At 71.7% G+C, this 19,747-nt stretch carries 15 protein-coding genes; 11 read left to right on the top strand and 4 right to left on the bottom strand.

The genetic code is table 11. The annotated features are described in order from the left end of the window. Positions 1–20 precede the first annotated feature (20 nt). Positions 21–2,909, top strand: a complete 2,889-nt coding sequence (locus ACFV9D_RS20265; protein WP_385147690.1) for a vitamin B12-dependent ribonucleotide reductase — start codon at positions 21–23, stop codon at positions 2,907–2,909. 79 nt (positions 2,910–2,988) lie between these two features. On the opposite strand, the gene ACFV9D_RS20260 is transcribed toward ACFV9D_RS20265, so the two are convergent. Beyond that, on the bottom strand, positions 2,989–3,519 hold the full coding sequence (locus ACFV9D_RS20260) for a TerD family protein (RefSeq protein ID WP_385147687.1): 531 nt from the start codon (positions 3,517–3,519) through the stop codon (positions 2,989–2,991). A gap of 168 nt (positions 3,520–3,687) precedes the next feature. On the opposite strand from ACFV9D_RS20260, the gene ACFV9D_RS20255 reads away from it, so the two are divergent. Further along, complete coding sequence (locus tag ACFV9D_RS20255) at positions 3,688–4,293, top strand: YdbC family protein (protein WP_385147684.1); 606 nt, start codon at positions 3,688–3,690, stop codon at positions 4,291–4,293. Here the strand turns inward: ACFV9D_RS20255 and ACFV9D_RS20250 are convergent, their stop codons facing one another. Continuing rightward, complete coding sequence (locus ACFV9D_RS20250; RefSeq protein ID WP_385147681.1) at positions 4,294–4,959, bottom strand: TetR/AcrR family transcriptional regulator C-terminal ligand-binding domain-containing protein; 666 nt, start codon at positions 4,957–4,959, stop codon at positions 4,294–4,296. It abuts the gene before it with no gap. A gap of 138 nt (positions 4,960–5,097) precedes the next feature. On the opposite strand from ACFV9D_RS20250, the gene abc-f reads away from it, so the two are divergent. The 6 genes from abc-f to ACFV9D_RS20220 all read left to right on the top strand — a co-directional run bounded on the left by abc-f (position 5,098) and on the right by ACFV9D_RS20220 (position 11,976). Continuing rightward, a complete protein-coding gene (gene abc-f / locus ACFV9D_RS20245; RefSeq protein ID WP_385147679.1) occupies positions 5,098–6,708 on the top strand; it encodes a ribosomal protection-like ABC-F family protein in 1,611 nt (536 codons plus the stop codon). Between the two features lie 33 nt (positions 6,709–6,741). Next, positions 6,742–7,401, top strand: a complete 660-nt coding sequence (locus tag ACFV9D_RS20240; RefSeq protein ID WP_385147676.1) for a histidine phosphatase family protein — start codon at positions 6,742–6,744, stop codon at positions 7,399–7,401. 12 nt (positions 7,402–7,413) lie between these two features. Next, positions 7,414–8,325, top strand: a complete 912-nt coding sequence (locus ACFV9D_RS20235) for an ADP-ribosylglycohydrolase family protein (protein ID WP_385147673.1) — start codon at positions 7,414–7,416, stop codon at positions 8,323–8,325. Positions 8,326–8,794: 469 nt separating this feature from the next. Further along, positions 8,795–10,234 carry a DUF4153 domain-containing protein gene (locus ACFV9D_RS20230; protein ID WP_385147670.1) on the top strand — a complete coding sequence of 480 codons (1,440 nt, stop codon included), beginning with the start codon at positions 8,795–8,797 and terminating at the stop codon, positions 10,232–10,234. A gap of 310 nt (positions 10,235–10,544) precedes the next feature. Next, the gene (locus tag ACFV9D_RS20225; RefSeq protein ID WP_385147667.1) at positions 10,545–11,255 is read left to right on the top strand and encodes a ribonuclease HII; all 711 of its coding nucleotides are present in this window, start codon (positions 10,545–10,547) and stop codon (positions 11,253–11,255) included. A 91-nt stretch (positions 11,256–11,346) separates the two neighbouring features. After that, positions 11,347–11,976: a hypothetical protein gene (locus tag ACFV9D_RS20220; protein WP_385147664.1), complete on the top strand. Its 630-nt coding sequence runs from the start codon at positions 11,347–11,349 to the stop codon at positions 11,974–11,976. Positions 11,977–12,085: 109 nt separating this feature from the next. On the opposite strand, the gene ACFV9D_RS20215 is transcribed toward ACFV9D_RS20220, so the two are convergent. Both ACFV9D_RS20215 and ACFV9D_RS20210 read right to left on the bottom strand, forming a co-directional pair. Next, positions 12,086–12,715 (bottom strand): hypothetical protein, encoded by a 630-nt coding sequence (locus tag ACFV9D_RS20215; RefSeq protein ID WP_385147661.1) that lies wholly within the window; start codon positions 12,713–12,715, stop codon positions 12,086–12,088. Between the two features lie 217 nt (positions 12,716–12,932). Then, positions 12,933–15,116 (bottom strand): RecQ family ATP-dependent DNA helicase, encoded by a 2,184-nt coding sequence (locus tag ACFV9D_RS20210; RefSeq protein ID WP_385147658.1) that lies wholly within the window; start codon positions 15,114–15,116, stop codon positions 12,933–12,935. A 133-nt stretch (positions 15,117–15,249) separates the two neighbouring features. Between ACFV9D_RS20210 and ACFV9D_RS20205 the strand changes: the two genes are divergently transcribed. From ACFV9D_RS20205 to ACFV9D_RS20195, 3 genes are all read left to right on the top strand, one after another. Continuing rightward, positions 15,250–16,632, top strand: coding sequence for a DUF4192 domain-containing protein (locus ACFV9D_RS20205; protein ID WP_385147655.1), 1,383 nt, complete (start codon positions 15,250–15,252; stop codon positions 16,630–16,632). 115 nt (positions 16,633–16,747) lie between these two features. After that, complete coding sequence (locus tag ACFV9D_RS20200; protein WP_385147652.1) at positions 16,748–18,799, top strand: glycogen debranching N-terminal domain-containing protein; 2,052 nt, start codon at positions 16,748–16,750, stop codon at positions 18,797–18,799. Positions 18,800–18,904: 105 nt separating this feature from the next. Further along, entirely contained in the window at positions 18,905–19,675 is a 771-nt protein-coding gene (locus ACFV9D_RS20195) for an NUDIX domain-containing protein (protein ID WP_385147649.1), read from the top strand. Positions 19,676–19,747: the final 72 nt, after the last annotated feature.

Genomic DNA, 19,747 nt, shown 5'->3' with positions numbered 1-19,747 from the left:
GCCCGTATATGGGAGGCGGCATGACAGAGACGGCGAGCGGTCCGGCACGAGGTTCCCGCGCCAAGGGAGCCAAGGCGACCAAGGGCCTGCGTATCGAGCGCATCCACACCACCCCCGCCGTGCATCCGTACGACGAGGTGGTCTGGGAGCGTCGTGACGTCGTCATGACCAACTGGCGCGACGGCTCGGTCAACTTCGAGCAGCGTGGCGTCGAGTTCCCCGACTTCTGGTCGGTGAACGCGGTCAACATCGTCACCAGCAAGTACTTCCGCGGGGCCGTCGGCACCCCGCAGCGCGAGACCGGTCTCAAGCAGCTCATCGACCGGATCGTGAAGACCTACACGAAGGCCGGCGAGGAGCACGGCTACTTCGCCTCGCCCGCCGACGCCGAGATCTTCGAGCACGAGCTGGCGTACGCCCTCCTGCACCAGATCTTCAGCTTCAACTCCCCGGTGTGGTTCAACGTCGGCACGCCCCAGCCCCAGCAGGTCTCCGCCTGCTTCATCCTGTCCGTCGACGACTCCATGGAGTCGATCCTCGACTGGTACAAGGAAGAGGGCATGATCTTCAAGGGCGGCTCCGGCGCCGGCCTGAACCTCTCCCGCATCCGCTCCTCCAAGGAGCTGCTCTCCTCCGGCGGCAACGCCTCCGGCCCGGTCTCCTTCATGCGCGGCGCCGACGCCTCTGCAGGAACGATCAAGTCGGGCGGCGCCACCCGCCGCGCGGCCAAGATGGTCATCCTCGACGTCGACCACCCCGACATCGAGGACTTCATCGAGACCAAGGTCAAGGAGGAGGAGAAGATCCGCGCCCTGCGCGACGCGGGCTTCGACATGGACCTGGGCGGCGACGACATCACGTCCGTCCAGTACCAGAACGCCAACAACTCGGTCCGCGTGAACGACACGTTCATGAAGGCGGTCGAGGAGGGCGGCACGTTCGGCCTGACGTCCCGTATGACCGGCGAGGTCATCGAGGAGGTCGACGCCAAGTCGCTGTTCCGCAAGATGGCCGAGGCCGCCTGGGCCTGCGCCGACCCGGGCATCCAGTACGACGACACGATCAACCACTGGCACACCTGCCCCGAGTCCGGCCGCATCAACGGCTCGAACCCGTGCAGCGAGTACATGCACCTGGACAACACGTCCTGCAACCTGGCCTCGCTGAACCTGATGAAGTTCCTCAAGGACGACGGCAAGGGCAACCAGTCGTTCGACGTCGAGCGCTTCGCCAAGGTCGTCGAGCTGGTCATCACGGCGATGGACATCTCCATCTGCTTCGCGGACTTCCCGACCCAGAAGATCGGTGAGAACACCCGCGCCTTCCGCCAGCTGGGCATCGGTTACGCCAACCTCGGCGCCCTGCTCATGGCCACCGGCCACGCGTACGACTCCGACGGCGGCCGCGCCCTGGCGGGTGCCATCACCTCCCTGATGACCGGCACCTCGTACAAGCGCTCCGCCGAGCTCGCCGCGGTCGTCGGCCCGTACGACGGCTACGCCCGCAACGCTGAGCCGCACCAGCGCGTCATGAAGCAGCACGCCGACGCCAACACCGCGGCCGTCCGCATGGACGACCTCGACTCGCCGATCTGGGCCGCCGCCACGGAGTCCTGGCAGGACGTGATCCGCCTCGGCGCCAAGAACGGCTTCCGCAACGCCCAGGCCTCGGTCATCGCCCCGACCGGCACCATCGGTCTCGCGATGTCCTGCGACACCACCGGCCTCGAGCCCGACCTCGCCCTGGTCAAGTTCAAGAAGCTGGTCGGCGGCGGCTCGATGCAGATCGTCAACGGCACCGTTCCGCAGGCCCTGCGCCGCCTGGGTTACCAGGAGGAGCAGATCGAGGCGATCGTCGCCCACATCGCCGAGCACGGCAATGTGATCGACGCGCCCGGCCTGAAGACCGAGCACTACGAGGTCTTCGACTGCGCCATGGGCGAGCGTTCCATCTCCGCGATGGGCCACGTCCGCATGATGGCCGCGATCCAGCCGTGGATCTCCGGCGCCCTCTCCAAGACCGTGAACCTGCCGGAGACGGCCACGGTGGAGGACGTCGAGGAGGTCTACTTCGAGGCCTGGAAGATGGGCGTCAAGGCGCTCGCCATCTACCGCGACAACTGCAAGGTCGGCCAGCCCCTCTCCGCCAAGAAGAAGGAGGAGGAGAAGGTCGAGGTCACCGCGAAGTCCGAGGCGACGATCCGCGAGGCCGTCGAGAAGGTCGTCGAGTACCGCCCGGTCCGCAAGCGCCTCCCCAAGGGCCGCCCGGGGATCACCACCTCCTTCACGGTCGGTGGCGCCGAGGGTTACATGACCGCCAACTCCTACCCGGACGACGGTCTCGGTGAGGTGTTCCTGAAGATGTCCAAGCAGGGTTCGACGCTCGCCGGCATGATGGACGCCTTCTCCATCGCCGTCTCCGTCGGCCTGCAGTACGGCGTCCCGCTGGAGACGTACGTCTCGAAGTTCACCAACATGCGCTTCGAGCCGGCCGGCATGACGGACGACCCGGACGTGCGGATGGCGCAGTCGATCGTCGACTACATCTTCCGCCGCCTGGCGCTGGACTTCCTGCCCTTCGAGACCCGTTCCGCGCTCGGCATCCACTCGGCCGAGGAGCGTCAGCGTCACCTGGAGACGGGCTCCTACGAGCCCGCCGACGACGAGATGGACGTCGAGGGCCTGGCCCAGTCCGCCCCGCGCCAGACGGAGACCCTGAAGGCCGTCGCCCCGGCCGTCAAGGCGGAGGTCCCGGCGCCGAAGCAGGCGCACACCTCGGCGGAGCTCGTCGAGATGCAGCTGGGCATCAGCGCGGACGCCCCGCTGTGCTTCTCCTGCGGTACGAAGATGCAGCGGGCGGGCTCCTGCTACATCTGCGAGGGCTGCGGCTCGACCAGCGGCTGCAGCTGAACCGCTGAGCAGTGACTGACGAAGGGGACCGGCCCGTGGCCGGTCCCCTTCGTGGTCGCGTGGCGGCGGCGTGGAACGCTCAGGAGTGCTCGGCACCCATCAGCGTCGCGAAGGCCTGCGGGTCCGCGTCGAACCCGCGGCGGATCGACCGGTAGGACCAGCCGTCCACACCGTCTCGGGTGAACTCCACGACCGTCGCCGCCGTGGCCTCGGCGACGTCTTCGAAATCGTGCGCCGCGAGATCCGTGTAGCCCTCGCGGACGCGTACGCCAGTGTTGGCGATGTCGCCGAACGTCAGCCGTCCGTTGCCCTGTTGTATGGCCACGCCCACCACCACGCGCGCGTACCGGGGGGCGAGCCGGTTCAGTTCCAGGGTCATGGCCTCGTCGTATCCGAAGCCCTGTCCCGTACGGCTGTCCCGGCTGAGCGTGATCGTGCCGTCGGGGGAGCGGCTGCCGAAGTGCACCAGATAGTCGGGCGAGCCGTAGGGATCGTCGGTCGTGTACACCCCGGCGACGATGTCCAGGTCGTGCGCCGCGGCGCCGATCGGACTCGGATCCCACTTGAGCGTCACCTCGACCTTGCCGACCCCCTTGTTGAGTCCGCTCACGGTGAATCCCCTCTCTGCGTACGATGCGCACCCGATGGACCGTCAACTGCCCGTGGTCTCGGACAGGTTGTTCATGGTGTCACGCGCGTTCGGTGTTCTCGTGATCATTGTGCGGTGCACTCCTCCGTACTCTGACGGGGGCCGCGTCCCGCCCCGTACGATGGCGCGGTGCTGGTCAAGTGGATTCGCTGCACCGTGGTGGACCGTCGGGGGTTCGAGCGGGGACAGCGGAAATGGGCGGGGTTGCTCGGAGAGCCGGGATTCCGGGGACAGGGCGGGGGATGGAGCCGGGCGCGGCCGGACGTCGCCCACATCTTCGCCTTCTGGGAGAGCCGCGCCTTCTACGACTCGTTCATGGCGCGCTCGCACGACCGGCTCGCGGCCGCGCAGACGGGCACGTACAAGGACCTCCAGGCCAAGCTCTTCGATCACCGCTTCGACGTGAAGACGGGATTCGAGCCGAGGTTCACCGATGCCGACGTGGCCAGGGTGGCGCACTGTCGCGTCCACGAGGACCGCGTCGAGCACTTCGCGCTGATGCAGGAGAAGGTGTGGAATCCGGCGATGGCCGGTTCCCCGGGGATGCTGCGCGGCGTGTTCGGCGAGGCGCCCGGGAACGAGTTCGTGGTGCTGTCGATGTGGCGGTCCGCCGCCGAGCACGGCAAGTACCGGGTCGAGCGCGTGGAGCGACTCGGGCTGCGGGCCCAGACGGAGGCCGACGTGGCGGCGCTGACCGGTGACGTGGTGCAGCTCGAGCCGTCCTGGACGGTCTGATCACTCCGTGGCGGCCGAGTCCTCGCCGCCGGCTTCCGGTCGCCGTACGAACGCGCCCGCGGTGATCGCGGCCAGCGTCGCGCGGGCGGATTGGTCCGCCGTCGCGATGTCGACCGGCTCACGGGTGACGAACAGTCGCAGGAACAGGGGCGCGGAGACGGCGCGGACGACGGCGCCGGCGTCCGTGCCCGCGGGCGCCTCGCCGCGGGCGGAGGCCCGCTCGACGACCACCTCGCAGCGGGTGAAGCGCTCGGTGTAGAAGGCCCGGAGCGCTTCGGCGGCCCGCTCGGACTGGAAGGCGGCGCCGACGAACGCGGTGGGGGCCGCCGCGGCGGCGGGGTCGGCGAAGGAGTCGACCACCTCGCGGGCGAGTGCCCGCAGATCGCCGTCCAGACTTCCGGTGTCGGGCGGTGTCCAGCTGTCCTCGCCCGCGAGGTCGAGGGCGTCGGCGACGAGTCCTTCCAGGCTGCCCCAGCGACGGTAGAGCGTCGTCTTGTGCACGCCGGAGTGCTCCGCGACGTACTCGACGGTGAGGGCGGGATAGCCGTATTCGGCCAGACCCGTCAGGACCGCGTCGCGCACGGCGGCCCGGGTGCGTGCGGTGCGGCCGCCGGGGCGCCTGCTGCCGGGCGCGGGCGTCTGCTCACCTTCGATCGATGCATTCAATTGCTACTCCCGTTGCGTTAGTGGGTCGAGTCTGCCACACTCTTCGTAACGCCACTCCGGTTGCATTTGTGGGCCGGGGGTGTGTCCCTGCTCTGCCTGTCCTGATCGATTCATTCCAGCTCTTCACCGGAGGCGCCCTTGCCCACACAGATCTCACTGCACGACGTGACCGTGTCCCGCGGCGACCGGCTGCTGCTCGACCGGATCTCGCTCACCGTGCGCCCAGGTGAGCGGATCGGGATCGTGGGGGAGAACGGGGCGGGCAAAACCACCCTGCTCCGAATGCTCGCCGGGATCGAAGCGCCCGACGAAGGCGAGGTCGTCACCCTGGTCGACGGCGGTACCGGGCTGTTGGCACAGACGCCGCGACTGTCGGGCGACCACACCGTGGCCGACGCGATCGACGAATCCCTGGGGGAGCTCCGAGACATGGAGCGGCGACTTCGGGAGCTCGAAGCGGAGCTCGGTACCGCGGACGGGGGCGCGCTCGATGCGTACGGGGAACTGCTGACCGCCTATGAACTGCGGGGCGGGTACGAAGCGGACGCGCGGGTCGACAAGGCCATGCACGGCCTCGGACTCGCCTCCATAGGAAGGGAGCGCCGGCTCGGCAGCCTGTCGGGCGGCGAGCAGGCCCGGCTGGGCATCGCCTGCGCGGTCGCCGCCGCGCCCGAGGTCCTCCTGCTCGACGAGCCGACCAACCACCTCGACGAACAGGCCCTCGGCTGGCTGGAAGAGGCGCTGCTGGCCCACCGGGGCACCGTCGTGGCCGTCACCCACGACCGCGTCTTCCTGGAGCGGGTCGCCACCGCCGTCCTCGAGATCGACGCCGACCGCCGCACGGTCGTCCGGTACGGCGACGGGTACGCCGGGTTCCGGGCCGAACGGGCGGCCGCCCGGCAACGCTGGGAGCAGGCGTACGAGGAGTGGCGTGACGAGACCGAGCGGCTCGAGGCATACGCCGCGACCACCGCGCACGGAGTCGCGGCCGGCCGCTCCATCAAGGACAACAACAAGATGGCCTACGACCGGGCCGGCGGCCGGGTCCAGGCGTCCGTCTCCGGGCGGGTGCGCAACGCCCAGGAGCGCCTGCGCCGCCTCCGGGCCGAGCCGGTGGCCCGGCCTCCGCGCCCGCTCACCTTCGTCGCGCGGCCGGTCGCCGGCGGCGCCCAGGGGGATCTGGTCACCCTGGCCGGGGTGCGCGTCGCGGACCGGCTGGCCGTCGACCACCTGACCGTCCGGGCGGGGGAGAAGCTCCTGGTCCACGGCGGCAACGGCGCGGGCAAGTCCACCCTGCTCCGCGTCATCGCGGGCCTTGCCGAGCCGGAGGCCGGGGAGGTGCGCCGTACGGGACGCATCGGGTTCCTGGCCCAGGAGATACCGGCTCACCGGCCCGCGGAGCGGGTGCTCGCCGCCTTCGGCCGCGGGCTTGCGCTCACCGAGGACGAGCAGGCGGAACTGCTCCTGTCCTATGGCCTGTTCCGCCCGGCGGACCTCCGGGTGCCGGTCGGCAGCCTCTCCGCGGGGCAGCGTCGCAGGCTCGCGCTCGCCCGCCTGTTGGCCCGGCCGGCCGATCTGCTGCTCCTCGACGAGCCGGCCAACCATCTCGCCCTCGGCCTCGTCGAGGAGCTGGAGGAGGCGCTGGACCAATGGACCGGGGCTCTGATCGTGGTCTCCCACGACCGACAACTGCGCCGCCGCTTCACCGGCCGAATACGCCGGATGGACTCCGGTCGCCTCCTCGGCTGAGCCCCTCCGGAGCGGGCGATCTAGGGTCATGGCATGGCACGACCGCGGCGCATCGTTCTCGTACGGCACGGAGAGTCCGAGGGCAATGCCGACGACACGGTGTACGAACGTGAACCGGACCATGCGCTCCGGCTCACCGAAACCGGTCTACGGCAGGCGGAAGAGACGGGGGAGCGGCTTCGGGAACTGTTCGGCACGGAACGGGTCAGCGTCTACGTGTCGCCGTACCGTCGCACCCACGAGACGTTCCGGGCGTTCCGCCTCGACCCCGGGCAGGTGCGCGTGCGCGAGGAGCCGCGGCTGCGGGAGCAGGACTGGGGAAACTGGCAGGACCGGGACGACGTACGGCTGCAGAAGGCGTACCGCGACGCGTACGGGCACTTCTTCTACCGCTTCGCCCAGGGCGAGTCGGGGGCAGACGTCTACGACCGGGTCGGGGCGTTCCTGGAGAGTCTGTACCGCAGCTTCGAGGCACCCGACCACCCGCCGAACGTGCTGCTGGTGACCCACGGACTGACCATGCGACTGTTCTGCATGCGCTGGTTCCACTGGACGGTCGCCGACTTCGAGTCGCTGTCCAACCCGGGCAACGCCGAGACGCGGACCCTCCTGCTCGGCGAGGACGGCCGATACCGACTGGACCGGCCGTTCGAACGCTGGCGTACCCCCGAACCGTACGGCCACACCGGATAGAGTGGCAGAGCGATGACCGCTGACTCCTCTCTCGACCGGCGCTTCGACCGCGCCCTGGCCAGCCTTCGAGGGCTGGCCGTGGGAGACGCCCTGGGCTCCCAGTACTTCGTCCCCGCCAACTATCCGCTGCTCAAACGACGCGAAGTGCCGTCGGGACCGTGGCAGTGGACCGACGACACCGAGATGGCCTGCTCCGTTCTGACCGTCCTCGCGCGGCACAACCGGATCGATCAGGACGCCCTCGCGCACGCGTTCGCCGAGCATCACGACTTCGACCGGGGTTACGGCCCCACGGTCAACCGAATGCTCCGGCTCATCAGGGAGGGCGGCGACTGGCGAGAGCTGGCCGCAGCGCTCTTCAACGGCCAGGGTTCATGGGGGAACGGGGCCGCGATGAGGATCGCCCCGCTCGGTGCCTGGTACGCGGACGACCCCGAGCAGGCGACCCATCAGGCCGAGATCTCCGCGTACACGACACACCAGCACCGCGAAGCCGTGGTCGGCACGATGGCCGTGGCCGCCGCGGCGGCGCTCGCCGCCGACCCGGCCGGCCCGCCCACCCCCACGGACCTCCTCGACGGCGTGATCGCACTCGTGCCGCGCAGCGCCGTCGGCGCAGGTCTGCGCCGGGCCCGGGACATGCTCGACTACGGCGACGCGGGAACGGTCGCCGCGGTCCTGGGCAGTGGTCGGCGCACCAGCGCACACGACACCGTGCCGTTCGCGCTCTGGTCGGCGGCCCGCGGGCTGGGCGACTTCGAGCAGGTCTTCTGGACGACCGCGCAAGTGGGCGGCGATGTCGACACCACCTGTGCGATCGCGGGTGGTGTCGTAGCCTCCGCCACGACCGGAGCGCCCCCCACGTCCTGGCTGGACCAGACCGAGGAACTGCCGGACTGGCTCCCCGCCGCCGTACACCCCTGACGTCGACGCGTCGGCAGGGCGGGCAAGTGTCACGGTCCTGCCACAGCGCCGACCGGTGCGGGTCGAACACCCGGGCGCACGGTTAGAGTCGGCCACTCCCAAGCGCTGATCATGAAGAGAGCGCGCCGACGAGACACCCGGACGCAGCCCTCCGCCGTCATGGCCTCGTGTGCGGACCGGGTCGGGAGGGGGTCCCGTGTCCGACACACCGTCCGCACCACCGCCGAAGGACAGCGCTCCGTCCGAGCCGCAGGCCGCCACCTCGGCGACTCCGCCTGGTTCCGTACCGCCCGTGCCGCCGCAACACCGGGCAGTGGCGTCCACCGGGGGGCCAAGGCCCGGGCCGGGGCCGGGAGGGCAGAGACCTCACCATCCTTGGGCACCCCCGGCGCCTCCGAGCGACAGCTGGCTCACCGCCCTGCGTCCTGCCGCGCCGGCCCGGGCCACGACCGCGACCCTGGCGGCCATCGTGGCGACGGCGTTGCTGAGCGCGTTGCTGCTCGGCGACGGAATCGGGCTCAACCTGGTGCTCGTGGCCGTCCCCGCGGTACTCGCCGCCTCCTTCGCCGCGCGGGCGGCGGGCCGCCGCCTTCGTCCCTGGACGCTGGTCTGGGCGATCGGGGGACTCGCCCTCCTCGGCGTGCCCGCCCTGCGGGACGCCGGCTGGCCGACCTTCCTCGCGATCGTCTCCGCGCTGGCGCTGACCGCCTTCGCCCTGCACGGCGGCCGGGGTTGGCCGAGCATGCTGTTCGGGCCCTTCGGCCTGATCGACTCGCTGGGCTCGGGCACCACCTGGGCCTGGCGAGGGCTGCGTGACCGGGCCGACGGCTCCCGCGGCCGATGGGGTCCGGTCGTGCGCACGGTCGGAGTGGCCGTCGCCCTGCTCGTCGTCTTCGGCGCACTGTTCGCGGGCGCCGACGCGGCCTTCGCCGACCTGCTCGGCTCGCTCATCCCCGATTTCTCGCCGGCCCAGGTGCCCTGGCGGCTCTCCTTCTTCCTGCTCGGCCTGTTCGGCGCGATCTCCCTCGCCCGAACGGCCGCCGCGCCGCTGCGCTGGGACCGCATGGTCATCCGCCCCGGCCGGGCCCGGGCACGACTCGAGTGGGCCGCTCCGCTCATCGTCCTGAACCTGCTCTTCGCGGCCTTCAACGCGGTCCAACTCACCGTTCTCTTCGGCGGATACGACAAGGTGCTCGAGGAGACCGGCCTGAGCTACTCCTCGTACGCCCGCCAGGGTTTCTGGCAGCTCCTCATGGCCACCCTGCTCACCCTCGTGGTCATCGGCCTCGCCCTACGGTGGGCGCCGCGCGGGGAGGCCCGCGACCGGACGCTCGTGCGCACCGTGCTCGGCACCCTGTGTGTCCTCACCCTGGTCGTGGTCGCCTCCGCGCTGCGCAGGATGGACCTCTACGTGGACGCGTACGGGCTCACCCGGCTGCGTATCTCGGTGGCCGCGATGGAGATCTGGCTGGGACTGGTCATCGTGCTGATCATGGCTGCGGGGGTCTTCGGTGCGCGCCTGCTGCCGCGGGCGCTGGCCGCGAGTGCAGCCGTGGCCGTGCTGGCCTTCGGCCTGGCCTCGCCCGACGCGATCGTCGCCGAGCGGAACGTCGAGCGGTACGAGCGCCTCGAGAAGATCGACGTCCCCTACCTCGAAGGGCTCTCGGCCGACGCCGTGCCCGCGCTCGACCGGCTTCCCGAGCCGCAACGTTCCTGCGCGCTGATGGACATCGACGCGCGGCTGCGCGCAGACGACGGAGGGTGGTTCGCCACCAGCTGGTCGGAGGCCAGGGCCCGATCGATCCTGGCGGAGCGCGGGATCAAGCGGTCTCCCGTGGACTGCGGCGGGCCGAGCAGGGAAGAGGAGTACGACCCGGACGCGGATGGTGATCCGTACAGCACCCCCTGAGCCCGATCGCGACGCCGGACACTCTTCGCTGTGTCGCAGATCATTCACGAATGCGATAGCGAGACCTCGGAGTGGGAGGTCGCGCGGTTATGCGCATGACGAGAGCGCGCGATACGCGCCCTTTGGTGCGATCGCAGAATGTGTGCGCCAGCGAATGGATAGGACCGAGATCGGCATCATGATCGAGCAGATCATGATGCCGATGCGCCGCTCTCCGCATGTGTGAGCCGCCTCCCCGTGGTCGCTTCGGACATCCGACGGGAATCCGGGTATCGCGGGCGGTCCTCATCGGCGTAACCTGTCTGGCGCCATGCCGTACGAACCACCTACCCACAGCGTCGAGCGATCGCTCCGAGCCACCACCGGCGCCAAGATCGTTGCCGGGGTCGACGAGGTCGGACGCGGGGCATGGGCCGGTCCGGTCACGGTGTGCGCGGCCGTCACGGGTCTGCGCCGGCCCCCCGAGGGACTCACCGACTCCAAGCTGATCACCCCCAAGCGCCGTACCGCCCTGGCCGCGGAACTGGAGACGTGGGTGACCGCCTACGCGCTCGGGCACGCCTCTCCCCAGGAGATCGACGCGCTCGGCATGACCGCCGCGCTCCGGCTGGCAGCCGTGCGCGCACTGGACGCCCTGCCCGTCCGTCCGGACGCGGTGATCCTCGACGGGAAGCACGACTACCTCGGCAGCCCCTGGAAGGTCCGTACGGTGATCAAGGGTGACCAGTCCTGCATCGCCGTGGCGGCGGCCTCGGTCATCGCCAAGGTGCGGCGCGACGCGATGATGGCCGAGCTGGAGAGCGAAGCCGAGGAGTGCTCGGCCTACGGCTTCGGCGCCAACGCGGGCTACCCATCGCCGGTCCACAAGGCCGCCCTGGAGGAGCGGGGGCCCACCCCGTACCACCGGCTCTCCTGGTCGTATCTCGACGCGCTGCCCCAGTGGCGGCATCTCAAGAAGGTCCGCATCTCCGCCGAGGCGGTCGCACTGGAAAGCGGGGGCCAACTCGGCTTCGACTTCTGAACTTCCCGGCACCCTCTTCTCAGCAGCCGGGTCGCACGATTGTGCCCACCCGCCGGAGCCTCGCGCACCGGCGTTTGATAGACATCCACTCATGCCTCTCATCCCCGAGGAGCCTCAGATTCACGAGAGTGCCCAGGGTCCCCGCGCCACGGCCGCCGGCCACCCCGCGCCGACCCCTCGTCCCGTACCCGGTCCGCGTTCCGCGGCGTCGCCGCGTCCCGGGCGCCCCGGCCCCGCACCGGCCAGGCCCGCCCCGCCGGCGCCGCGCCCGCACCCCGCTGCCGGGCAGTCCCCGTCGCCCCGCACGGAGAATCGTTCCGAACAGCGGTCCGGACCTCAGATCCAGCTGATCCCCGCCCCCGTCGACGGCGCGCTCGACGCCGCCGAAGAGGCCGTCGATCTGCTTCTGGAGACCGGCCGCCCGCCCGGCGACATCCTCGTCCTCACCACCGGTGAGCAGCACCCGTGGGCGGCGCACGAGCTGTCCTTCGGTGACGCCGCCTACTGGGCCCAACAGGACACCCGTGACGACGTGTTCTTCGCGGACGCCGGCGCCGTGGAGCAGGCCGCCGGACGGCCGGTGGTCGTCGTGGCGGTCAACGGCGGAGCCGATGACGTCGCCGCACGGGCCCTGCCCCTGGCGATGGGACGCGCGACAGCGCTGCTCATCGTCTGCGGTGACCCGCAGCGCATCAACGCCGTGCTCGGCGCGGGTGTCTGAGACGGAGTACCTCTCGCGGTCCTGACCCGGCTGCCCCCTGCGGGCGGCCGGGCCGTGGTCCCGAGGGCCCACGGGTCCACACCGGCGAGGATGCGTCAGCGCGGGCGCGTCAGCGTGCCGCCGTCCGACGCAACGGTTCGGAGGCGCCACCCGCGGTACGCGGCGTGAAGACGCCGAGTTCGGAGGCGACGTCTCCCAGGGCAGCCGGACGCGAATCGGAGCTGGGATGCCTGCCACCCCGGCCCTCGCCGAGCACCTGCCAACCGCCGCGGGTCAGCGTGATGTACGCACCGCAGCGCAGGCCGTGGAGCGTGCAGGCGTCTCGCAGCCCCCACATCCAGGCGCCGTCCTCCTCCGTCCATCGCTCGTCACCGTCACGGCAGTAGAGCAGCACGGCCGTCCGTACGGGCGACCGGCGCCGCAGGTCGTGCGGGATGACACGGCGCAGATGCGCGAGGAGCGCGTTGCGGAACTCCCAGCCGTCCGCGGGGACGGAGCGGCGAACGAACGACGCGCTGGCGGCGAGCCGTTCCTCGTGGTCCAGGACGGCGACGACCGCGGTCGCCGGAGTCGGTCGATGGCGGGTGTGCAGACCGCTGACGACCTCACGAGGGTTGCGGAGCAGCGGGATTCCGGCCCCGGCCCACTCGGACGGTTCCAGCATCCGGGCGAGGCGGCTGGCGGACTCGGACGACGAGTTGATCGAGGTGGCTGCGGACGGAGCGAATCCGAAGGTCACGGTCCTCCCTTCGGATACGCGCCCGCGAGGCGGGCAGGGTCGAGTGAGGGCGCACCACAGCACAGTCCTTCCGGACCGCGTACAGGGCCGTGCGGGGCGGGGTCCCAATTCTTGCGGGCCTGTGCGCGGGCGGCAACGAGCAATTGAGGCCGCTGACTGGAATGCGCCGGTATGACACTCATATCCCTGCCCAGCTACCTAGTGTTCACTCCCCGTTTCACCCCTGGACGGCAAGCACCAGCGGAAACACTCCTTCCGCTCCCGCCCGGCGCAGCAGTCGGGACGACACGGCAAGGGTCCATCCACTGTCCGACAAGTCGTCCACCAACAGCACCGGACCGCCGGCCGAGACCAGCCGTTCGGCCAACGCGGGAGGAACCGTCAGCGCCTGATGGAGCCCCACCACCCGCTGCGCGCTGTTCGTCCGGGAGATCCGAAGATCCTCCGCCTCCGGCACGTACTCGACCGAACCCAGCAGCGGCATCCGGCCGATCTCCGCGATCCGCCGACCGAGCGAGCCCACCAGTTGGGGCCTGTTGCGCGAGGCGATCGTGACCACTCCGGCGGGCCGGGCGGGAGCGTCGGCCACGCCGGACGCCCAACCCCCGGGGCCCTTGGCCCAGTCGGCGAGGACGCGCACCACCGCCTGCACGACATCGTCCGGAACCTGACCGTCAGGCGCCCGCTCCGACAGCATCGGACGCAGCCGGTTGCCCCAGCCGATGTCCGACAGCCGCCCGAGCGCGCGCCCGCCGAACGACTGCTCGCCCGCCGGGATACGGCCCTTCAGATCGACACCGACCGCCGTGAGTCCGGTCGGCCACATCTTGCGCGGCTCCACCTCCACTCCGGGCCGTCCCAGTTCACCCTTGGCGGCATCGAGCGCCGCATCGCTCACCTTCGGGTCGAACCGGGACCCCGAGCAGTTGTCACAGCGTCCGCACGGGGCGGCCTCGTCGTCGTCCAACTGGCGACGCAGGAACTCCATCCGGCAGCCCGTCGCCGCCGCGTACTCACGCATCGCCTGCTGCTCGGCAGCCCGCTGCCGAGCCACCCAGGCATACCGCTCGGAGTCGTACACCCACGGCTGTCCCGTGCTGGTCCAGCCGCCCTTGACCCGGTGCACCGCACCATCCACGTCCAGCACCTTGAGCATCGTCTCCAGCCGGGTCCGCCGCAGCTCGACCAGCGGCTCCAGAGCGGGCAGGGAGAGCGGGCGGTCCGCATGGGCCAGCACGTCCAGGGTGCGGCGCACCTGCTCCTCGGGCGGGAACGCGACCGACGCGAAGTACTGCCAGATCGCCTCGTCCTCCTTGCCCGGCAGCAGCAGCACCTCTGCGTGCTCCACCCCACGCCCGGCACGGCCCACCTGCTGGTAGTACGCGATCGGGGAGGAAGGCGAACCGAGGTGCACCACGAAGCCCAGGTCCGGCTTGTCGAACCCCATGCCCAGCGCCGACGTCGCCACCAGCGCCTTGACCCGGTTCGCCAGCAGGTCCTCCTCCGCCTGCTGCCGGTCCGCGTTCTCCGTGCGCCCCGTGTACGAGGACACCGTGTGGCCGCACTGGCGGAGATAGGCGGTGACCTCCTCCGCGGCCGCGACCGTGAGCGTGTAGATGATCCCGGATCCGGGCAGTTCGCCGAGATGGTCGGCCAGCCAGGCCAGCCGGTGCGCGGCGTCGGGCAGTTGGACCACACCGAGGCTCAGGCTCTCCCGGTCGAGCGGGCCACGCAGCACCAGCGCGTCCGTCCCCGCGCCCGTACCCAGCTGCTCGGCGACGTCCGCCGTCACACGGGCGTTGGCCGTCGCCGTGGTGGCGAGCACCGGCACACCGGCCGGCAGCTCCGCCAGCATCGTGCGCAGACGGCGGTAGTCGGGCCGGAAGTCGTGGCCCCAGTCGGAGATGCAGTGCGCCTCGTCGACCACGAGTAGACCCGTGGCGGCCGCGAGCCGGGGAAGGACCTCGTCGCGGAAGTCCGGGTTGTTGAGCCGCTCGGGGCTGACCAGCAGCACGTCCACCTCGCCCGCGGCCACCTCTTCCTGGACGGTCTCCCACTCCTCCGTGTTCGACGAGTTGATCGTGCGGGCACGGATACCGGCACGGGCCGCCGCCTCCACCTGGTTGCGCATCAGCGCGAGCAGCGGGGAGACGATCACCGTGGGACCGCTGCCGGCCTCGCGCAGCAGGGACGTCGCCACGAAGTACACGGCGGACTTGCCCCACCCGGTCCGCTGCACCACCAGTGCCCGTCGCTTGTCCGCGACGAGGGCCTCGATGGCCCGCCACTGGTCCTCTCGCAGTCTCGCCGTGCCGCTCGGGTCCCCGACGAGGCGGGCGAGTACGGCATCGGCGGTGGCCCGGAGGCCCGCGCGGTCGGAGAGACGGTCTGCGTTGGTCATGCCCCCATGCAACCCGATGGGTCGGACATTGCGCGAACGAGGCACAGAACCTGTGGACAACGGGGAGGCAGGGCCCGCGAGAGTTATCCACAGGGGTTTCCGAGCCCGGGCCGGTCGCGAGACCGTCGTGACCATGAACACGAACCCGCACGAATCCCGTGGACCGGCCGAATCGCAGCAGATCACCCTGCGCGGCCCCGCCGAACTGGCCGACGCACTCCCCTTCATGCTGGGCTTCCATCCCACCGATTCCGTCGTACTCGTCGCCCTGCACGGCGAGCACGGCCGTTTCGGGAGCCGGGTCAGGCTCGGCATCCCGCGCTCGGCGAAGGAGTGGCCCTCGACGGCGGAGCACCTCGCCGAGTGCCTCGTCGACGGCTGCGCCCGCCGCGGCACCCGCCCGGACGGCATCGTCGTCTTCCTCTGCCAGGACCCCGCGCCGGGCGAGACCGGGCGCCGGGTGATGGAGCGGCTGCGGCCCTTCGCCCAGCGGCTGCGTACGGCCTGCGGCGAGCTCGACATTCCCGTCTACGAAGTCCTCTGCATCTCCGACGGTCTCTTCTTCTCCTACGTCTGTCCCGACACCCGCTGCTGCCCGCCCGACGGCACCCCACTCGCCCTGACCGGCACGTCGGTCATGGCGGCATCGGCCGCCTACGCCGGAATCCAGGTGCGGGGATCCCTGCGCGACATGGAGGCGCGGCTCAAGCCGCGCCCATCCTCCGACCCCGCGTCCTCCGACGTCGAGCCGCAGCGCAAGGCCCTGAACGCGGCCGCCGCCGTGATCGTCCCGAAGATCCTCGACGATCCGCCGGGCGCGGGCCGAGCGGACGTCAGGGAGAAGACGCTGCGGCTCGCCCGCGAGATGCTGCGGCGCTTCGGCGGGCCGTCCACCGCGACCGAGGGGCCGGCGCGGACATCGGCGGCGGATCGGGTACGCGGCATGGGGACGGCGGAGCGGGACGAGGCCGACGACGCACTGATCGATCCCGACGAGGCAGCGGCGCTGATCCTCGGACTCCAGGACCGTGACACCCGCGACCAGGCCGCCGAATGGATGGAAGGTCCGGAAGGCGCTGCGGCCCTTCGGCTCTGGCGGGTACTGGCGCGCCGCTGTGTCGCCCCCTTCCAGGAACACGCGGCAGCGCCCCTCACCCTCGTCGGCTGGGTGGCCTGGTCCACCGGCGACGAACCCGCGGCCCGGGTCGCCCTGAGCCTCGCACTGGGCGCCGACCCCGACTACGTCTTCGCCCGCCTGCTGCACCAGGCCTGCAACGAGGGGCTCGACCCCGAGTCCCTGCGCAGTTGCCTGCGACAGGAACGGGAGACGAGGGAGGCGACGGCCATCGCGCCCCGCCCCGCCGCACGGCGGGTCGCGCCCCGGGGCGCCCGTCCGCAGACGATCAAGAAGGGCGGGCCGCCCGCCGGCACCCGCCCCGGCAAGGCCTCGCCGAAGCCGCCCCGGGGCGGCGCGGCCCGGCGCACCGGACAGCCGGGCACGAGGAGCGGGCGATGACGCCCGTGACCAGGCCGCCCGCGGCGGCGTTCAGCTCTGTGGCGGAGCCCCACGACCCGTCCCGCCGACAGCTCACCGGCAGTCCGGATCGCACAGAGAGCGCCGCACACCAACCATGGCCCCCAGTTCCGTCCCGGCCCCCGGACCCCCGGCCGGACCCGCGACCCTCGCCGGTCTCACGCTCCCGGGCGCCCCACGGCCGGGCGACCTGCCGTCGGTGCACAACGCGCTCATCTGCGTCGCCCTGCCCGCCCTCGTCATCTGTGCCGACCACGGACAGCTCACCGGGCACGGCCTCGAAGGGGTCTATGTGTCCGGAAGGAGACTCCTGGCCCGCTGCGTGCTGCGGGTGGCCGGACGCGAGCCGATCGCGCTCCAGGGCAGGCGGGCCGCCTCCGACCGGGCCGTGTTCCTCGGGGTCCTGCGTACGGCGGGAGACAACGGACCCGACCCCGGCGTCACGGTCGAGCGCTCGCGCAGCGCCGACGGAACGGAGCGGATCACCCTGCGCAGCTCGGCCGGCCGACCGTTGCGACTCCCGGTGGAAATCGCTCTGGGGACGGATCTCGCGGATCTGGGGGCGGTGGCGTCCGGGCGGCCCGGGCCCGAGATCCACCCCAGCGTCCACGGCACCGGGATGCGCTGGACGGCGGACGACGGCCGGTGCGCGGCCGTCACCGCAGACCCGCCGCCGATGGACGCGCTGGCCGCCGCCGGGCTTCTGCGGTGGGACATCGAGTTGGCACCCGGAGCCGCCGCCACCATCGAGCTCAGGGTGCGCGGGGACCGGACACCCCGGCTCGCGCACCTCTCACCGCCGGGCGCAGGGCGGCCCGGCGGGGCCGTCCTCGCCGAAGCCCGCGCCGAGGGCGACGATCCGAGGATCGGGGAGCTCCTGCGCACGGCCGTCGACGATCTGCGGGCCCTCCTCCAGCGCGACCCCGCGCACCCGGCGGACGTCCATCTCGCGGCCGGAGTGCCCTGGCGCTGCGGACCCGCCACCGCCGAGGCGCTCTGGGCCGCCCGTATGGCCCTGCCCCTCGGCACCCGGCTCGCCGTCACGACGCTCCGCACGTTGGCCCGTACCCAGATCGGCGGTTCCGGCCCTGCGGCGGGGCGCATCCCCGGCACGTTCAGGGACGCGGGGCCCCACCTGCCGCCCCGCTGTACCGGCATCGAGGCCACCCTTGCCTTCCCCGCGACCTTGGCCGAGGCCAGACGCTGGGGGCTGCCCGACCAGGACCTGGAGGAACTGCTTCCCGCCGCGGAGGGCTGCCTGCAGTGGCTGCGGGCCGCCGCCGACCCGCACGGTTTCGTCCCGGATCCGGGGCCCACCGGTCCCTGGCGGGCCGAGACACAGGCCCATGCCCACCGAGCTGCCGTGCTCGGCGCCGATCTCCTCGACGGTTGCGGCCGGCCCGGTGGCGACGCCTGGCGGGACTGGGCGAGGACTCTTCGCACGCGCTTCCGCGCGGAGTTCTGGCTCGACGACCGGTCCGGCGGCAGACCCGCCGCTGCGCGCGCGCCGGGAGGTCGGCCGTGGAGCCAGCTCGGAGGGTGGGCGGCGCACCTCCTCGACACCGGCCTGCTGGGCGGCGGGCGGTACGCGCCCGGTCTGTTGGACAGGACCGAGACCGAACAGCTGGCCCGGTTGCTCGGCACCCCGGCGCTGGACTCCGGCTGGGGGCTGCGCAGCCTCGGCGCCAAGGAAGCCGGCCACAATCCCTTCGGCCACCGGGCAGGAGCGGTGCGGGTCCACGAAACGGCGGTCGCCGTGGCCGGGCTCGCGGCTGCGGGGTACGAGCGGGAGGCCGCGTCCCTGCTCCGTGGCGCCCTCGACGCGGCGGAGGCGTTCGGCCATCGGCTGCCCGAGATGTACGCGGGCGACCAGCGCACGGCCGGCGGGGTTCCGGTGCCGCACCCGGCGGCCTGCCGACCGGCCGCCGTGGCCGCGGCCGCCGGGGTCCACCTCCTGGCGACCCTCGCCGGGATCCGGCCCGACGTGCCGGGCCGGACCGTGGCCCTGCACCCCGTCCGGTCGGCTCCCCTCGGCGCGGTACGGCTGTCGGGCTTGCGTGTCGCGGGGGAGCCGTTCGCCGTACGGGTGAGCCGGCTCGGACTCGGCATGGTCGAGGAGGCCGCCGACGGCCTCCAGCTGGGGGGCTGAACCATGCGGGGCGTCGCCGCCGAGGAAGCGTCGTCGGAGGGAGAAGTCATGGTCGATACAGCGGAGGGGCGTGTTTATCGTCAGGAAGACGACTATGATCGCGGCATGCCTCCCTACGACCCGTCGGCCTTCCCGCCCTTTGCCGTCACCGTCGATCTGGTCGTGCTCACCGTGCGGCGCCACGCTCTGTGCGCTCTCGTCGTGAGACGGGGAGAAGCTCCGTTCCAGGGCCGGTGGGCGCTGCCGGGCGGATTCGTCCGCGCCGACGAGGACCTCGGTGCCGCGGCGGCGCGCGAGTTGGTGGAGGAGACCGGGCTCTGCGTCCACGACCCGGGCGCCCCGTCACCGATGCCGAGCAACGGCGCGCATCTCGAGCAGCTGGCGACCTACGGGGACCCGCAGCGCGACCCCCGGATGAGGGTGGTCAGCGTTGCGCACCTGGCGCTCGCTCCGGACCTGCCGGCGCCACGCGCGGGCGGAGACGCGAACAGCGCCCGCTGGGCACCGGTCGAGGAGCTGCTCGGCAAGGACGGCTCGGTCGAACGTGAGGAGGGCCAGGGGGAGCCGCTGGCGTTCGACCACGCCCAGATCCTCGCCGACGGAGTGGAGCGGGCCCGTTCCAAGATCGAATACTCCTCGCTGGCCACCGCCTTCTGCCCGCCGGAGTTCACGGTCGGCGAGCTCAGGAGGGTGTACGAGGCCGTGTGGGGTGTCGCGCTCGACCCGCGCAACTTCCACCGAAAGGTGACCGGTACCCCCGGTTTCCTGGTTCCGGCGGGTGGCACCACCACGCGCCAGGGCGGCCGTCCCGCACAGCTCTTCCGGGCAGGTGGGGCGACGTTGCTCAACCCGCCCATGCTGCGCCCCGAGGTCTGACCGGCGTTCTCCGAGGCGACCCGAGGCCTCAACCCTGCACCAAAAGTCCGAAATGTAGCGTTATCTTGCTTC

It is taken from the genome of Streptomyces sp. NPDC059875 (assembly GCF_042731085.1).
Classification (GTDB): domain Bacteria; phylum Actinomycetota; class Actinomycetes; order Streptomycetales; family Streptomycetaceae; genus Streptomyces.
The sequence above is the reverse complement of the archived record's forward strand: the minus strand, read 5'-3'. Positions and strand labels throughout refer to the sequence as shown.

Excerpts from the sequence above, each read along its gene's own strand:
- ACFV9D_RS20265 (WP_385147690.1), top strand. The coding sequence starts at position 21 with ATGACAGAGACGGCGAGCGGTCCGGCACGAGGTTCCCGCGCCAAGGGA.
- ACFV9D_RS20240 (WP_385147676.1), top strand. The coding sequence starts at position 6,742 with ATGGCACGACCGCGGCGCATCGTTCTCGTACGGCACGGAGAGTCCGAG.
- ACFV9D_RS20235 (WP_385147673.1), top strand. The coding sequence starts at position 7,414 with ATGACCGCTGACTCCTCTCTCGACCGGCGCTTCGACCGCGCCCTGGCC.
- ACFV9D_RS20225 (WP_385147667.1), top strand. The coding sequence starts at position 10,545 with ATGCCGTACGAACCACCTACCCACAGCGTCGAGCGATCGCTCCGAGCC.
- ACFV9D_RS20220 (WP_385147664.1), top strand. The coding sequence starts at position 11,347 with ATGCCTCTCATCCCCGAGGAGCCTCAGATTCACGAGAGTGCCCAGGGT.
- ACFV9D_RS20210 (WP_385147658.1), bottom strand. The coding sequence starts at position 15,116 with ATGACCAACGCAGACCGTCTCTCCGACCGCGCGGGCCTCCGGGCCACC.
- ACFV9D_RS20205 (WP_385147655.1), top strand. The coding sequence starts at position 15,250 with ATGAACACGAACCCGCACGAATCCCGTGGACCGGCCGAATCGCAGCAG.
- ACFV9D_RS20200 (WP_385147652.1), top strand. The coding sequence starts at position 16,748 with ATGGCCCCCAGTTCCGTCCCGGCCCCCGGACCCCCGGCCGGACCCGCG.
- ACFV9D_RS20195 (WP_385147649.1), top strand. The coding sequence starts at position 18,905 with ATGCCTCCCTACGACCCGTCGGCCTTCCCGCCCTTTGCCGTCACCGTC.